Source organism: Paenibacillus sp. A3, assembly GCF_001399685.1.
In the GTDB taxonomy this organism is placed as follows: domain Bacteria; phylum Bacillota; class Bacilli; order Paenibacillales; family NBRC-103111; genus Paenibacillus_G.
Genome location: NZ_JTHN01000159.1, coordinates 1 through 1,560 on the forward strand (window position 1 = coordinate 1; position 1,560 = coordinate 1,560).

The following is a 1,560-nucleotide window of genomic DNA, read 5'->3' on the forward strand; positions in this document are numbered from 1 at the left end:
CTGCGCCGTTCGGACCGAGAAGACCGAATATTTCACCGGCCCGCACCTCCAGATCGAGTCGGTTGACGATCGCCTTTCCCCGAATCATTTTTGTAAGCCCGTGAATCTGTACTACGGGTGGCCGATCCCTCCATGCCCTGGAACCCGTTTGTTCCGTCGGGCGCTTTTTTTCCACAGCATGCTCTGCCTGCCTGTTCAAACCATATCCCCTCCGTACGATATCCTTCCGATCGAAACTCAGTATAGCCGGGACATCTTAATAACTAGCGGAGGAAATTCTTAACAACATCTTAAATTCGGGAGGACTGGGAAAAGGGGGCAACGACGAATAGGACCGGAGCAGCCCCCGGTCCTTATTAAGCTATATCATGGTTAATTCTGTACATGTATCGGAATCAGAGCGGCTGCACATGCTGGTAGGTCACAATCAGAGCGAACGTGAGCAGCAGACTTAAGAGCGCATACTTCAGTTGCTTCAGTGTGAAATTCATGAGCTTCCCTCCCTTTCCTAACCCTGTGAGATTCATTGTAGCGCAGGACAATACGTCTTGGTGTTAAGATTTTGTAACGGCGCGTCTAGCGGTCCCTTAACCATCGGGCCGTAGATAGTCGTCATTACCCGTTCGATTGTCTGCCTGAATCATAGCGGCAAGGTGAATAGTTAAGTAATTTAATTATCAGCGATTCATCATCCGATTGCAATTGAAGTAAATGGAAGAAAAGGAGACGATAGCTTTGTAGACGCTAGAGTAAGGAGAGAGGGAACATGGGCTCGAGAATCATGCATGACTGCATATCCAATCGAATTGCACAAAAGCTTTCCATCGAAAACCGCAGCGATTTTTGCTTGGCGGGCTTGCGCCGGACGGTCTTCATGAAATGAATCATTCCAAAGAGGTTACCCACTTTGTCGAAAGGGAGTCAACAGGGAGACGCCGCATTAACTATTGGAGGTTTGTTGAAAAGTACAAAGAGCGAATACGGGAGCCTTTTTACTCGGGCTATTTATGTCATTTGCTTTCGGATGATCTGTGGTCGGAGGATACGTATTTTCAAAAGGTGCGGTCGTTGTCGGCGGAGGAACGGAGCGAAGCGCTGAACATGAGCTACAGAGACTTTCGGAGACTCAACGGTGTCCTAATTGCGCGATATGGGCTGCAGCGGAACCCGCATCCGATTCCCGAAGTGATCATGGACGAAATCAGTGCGGAATCCGTTGCGTCATTGCTGGACGATTTGGATAAAGATTTCGATTATGACGAAACGGCGGCGCATGAGCCACTGGAGTTTCTGCGGCACGACGAGGTTTTTCACTATATCAAAGCATCGGTCAACCGGTGTATGGCCTTCCTGCTGGAGCACGTGATGGAGCCCAAAATTGGCGAGCTTCGGCCGGCTGCTAGCCCAAATCCCGCGGCAGACTGTTCCGGCTGCGGAAAGCCGTCGGACTGATCCCGTAATAGGCGGCAAACTGCTTGGAAAAATAATGAATCGAATCGTAGCCGAGATTGTCTGAGATGGATGTGACCGACTGCCGGCTTTCCAGCAGCAAATTGGCCG

At 50.1% G+C, this 1,560-nt stretch carries 2 protein-coding genes and 1 pseudogene; 1 reads left to right on the forward strand and 2 read right to left on the reverse strand.

Annotation, left to right across the window (positions count from 1 at the left end; all coding sequences use genetic code 11):
• A pseudogene (locus tag QJ48_RS37635) lies at nt 1-199 on the reverse strand (bacitracin ABC transporter ATP-binding protein); the annotation flags it as partial.
• Nucleotides 200-879: 680 nt separating this feature from the next.
• Here QJ48_RS37635 and QJ48_RS23590 point away from each other — a divergent pair.
• The gene (locus QJ48_RS23590) at nt 880-1,452 is read left to right on the forward strand and encodes a hypothetical protein (RefSeq protein WP_054975931.1); all 573 of its coding nucleotides are present in this window, start codon (nt 880-882) and stop codon (nt 1,450-1,452) included.
• Here QJ48_RS23590 and QJ48_RS36205 read toward each other — a convergent pair.
• Entirely contained in the window at nt 1,400-1,552 is a 153-nt protein-coding gene (locus QJ48_RS36205; protein WP_237763041.1) for an AraC family transcriptional regulator, read from the reverse strand. The genes QJ48_RS23590 and QJ48_RS36205 overlap by 53 nt on opposite strands.
• Between the last annotated feature and the right edge of the window lie 8 nt (nt 1,553-1,560).